This is a genomic window from Caldisericota bacterium, assembly GCA_034717215.1.
Classification (GTDB): Bacteria; Caldisericota; Caldisericia; order Caldisericales; family Caldisericaceae; genus UBA646.
This window is the reverse complement of sequence record JAYELD010000091.1, coordinates 1-1,669: the sequence shown is the minus strand read 5'-3', so window position 1 is coordinate 1,669 and position 1,669 is coordinate 1. Positions and strand designations below refer to the sequence as shown.

At 47.5% G+C, this 1,669-nt stretch carries 3 protein-coding genes; 2 read left to right on the top strand and 1 reads right to left on the bottom strand.

Going from position 1 to position 1,669, the window contains the following annotated elements:
* The coding region (locus U9Q18_03880; protein MEA3313494.1) for a signal recognition particle-docking protein FtsY at nt 1-301 on the top strand (301 nt) is incomplete at its 5' end.
* A gap of 18 nt (nt 302-319) precedes the next feature.
* A complete protein-coding gene (locus U9Q18_03875; protein MEA3313493.1) occupies nt 320-1,150 on the top strand; it encodes a prolipoprotein diacylglyceryl transferase in 831 nt (276 codons plus the stop codon).
* On the opposite strand, the gene U9Q18_03870 is transcribed toward U9Q18_03875, so the two are convergent.
* On the bottom strand, nt 1,113-1,669 hold a 557-nt coding region (locus U9Q18_03870), incomplete at its 5' end, for a DHHA1 domain-containing protein (protein MEA3313492.1). The genes U9Q18_03875 and U9Q18_03870 overlap by 38 nt on opposite strands.

Sequence of the window (1,669 nt, the reverse complement as noted above, 5' to 3'; positions counted from 1 at the left end):
AGAACTCAAGAAAATAAAGAGAGTGGTAGCTAAGCAAGATGCTTCAGCCCCTCATCAAGTTTTGCTGGTAATGGACGCTACCACAGGACAAAATGGACTGGCTCAGGCTAAACATTTCACCGAAGCTGTGGAAGTCACCAGTATTTTCCTGGCCAAGCTGGATGGTACAGCCCGAGGCGGCGTAATATTTGCCATCTGCGACCAGTTAAACATACCGATTTCCTATATTGGTACTGGCGAAAAATTACAAGACATGGCTCCCTTTGATGCTGAAGTCTTTGTTAATGCTATTTTCTCTTAAACCGAAAGGAAAAGATAAATGCTCGCTATCAGCATAGACCCTGTTGCTTTCACAATTGGCTCCCTAACAGTACGGTGGTATGGGATTATAGTGGGTGTAGCAGTTATATTGATGATAGTCATCACCGCCAGGGAAGCAAAAAGACTAGGCATCACGCGTGATCTCTACAACCTTTTCCTTTGGTGTATTATTGGCGGCTATATCGGAGCCCGGCTAGCATATGTAATCTATGATTGGGAGCATTTCATAGCAAACCCCGGAGAGATTATCGGTGTTGCTGGCCTTGCCCAAAATGGGATGATTATCGGCGTCATTGTGGCAGCGTTGATCTATATGAGGGTAACGAGAATGCGCTTTTCCACCCTGCTTAGTATAGGCGACGCCGTTGCTGTCGCGATGCCTTTAGCTCTAGCCATAGCCAGGATTGCCTGCACCATAAACGGCTGCTGCACTGGCACCTTTGCTCCTAATCTGCCTTGGGCAGTCGTTTATACTCACCCGAACAGTGTTGCTCCCTTGAATGTTCCAATGCATCCTACTCAGATTTATCATTTATTATGGGGTCTGATAGTTTTTTCTGTAGTGTGGCGGCTTCGGGGAAAATTTAAACCCGAAGGCTGTCTTGCGTTCTTTTGTTTTTGCCTTTTTGCCGCCGGTGATTTTGGCATTAGAGTTCTCCGTACTGACGAACCAGTGCTCTGGGGTCTTCGTCAAGCCCAAGTTCTTGACTTAGCAATATTGGTGGTATTTTTGCCCTGGCTTATTATCAGAATGCGCCGATTCAAGAAACAGGCTTTGGTGACCGAGCTTGCTAACGAGGCTGAGCTGGAGCAAAGTCACGAAGATTAAGGCTCAGCACCTCCTCTCCATTCCAGCGACTTTTCTCCAGGTTATAGACAATATCTATGTAAGATGGAATTTCTTCCCTCGTTCTCCGCGACTCAAAATCTACAGCTTGCCAGGTTACGTTTCCTTGTTTGAGTTTTAGTCTCAGCCATTCGCCCTGGTTGCCGAAGTTACGACACTCGATCACCTCGACCTGCCGGGTGAGAAAGGTCGGCTGTGGGTTGCCCCGACCAAAAGGGCTCAACTTTTGGATAAGGTTAAAGGTGTCCCCAGCAAGAATAGACAAGGGAACATCGGCATCAATCACTATTTCCGGGCAAAGGTCAAGATGACCTAATTGGTCCGTAGCTAGTGCAGTAATCCGTTCCTCTAGCTGAGCTAAATTTTGGCGCGTTACGGTGAAGCCAGCGGCTAAAGGATGACCACCAAAGGTAGTAAGCAGGTCATGGCATTCTGCTAAAGCAGCTGCGACATCGAATTCAGGTATGCTACGACAGCTACTCTGACACAGCTCGCGGCCTA

Coding starts and splice junctions, on each gene's coding strand:
- U9Q18_03875 (MEA3313493.1), top strand. CDS start 320: ATGCTCGCTATCAGCATAGACCCTGTTGCTTTCACAATTGGCTCCCTA.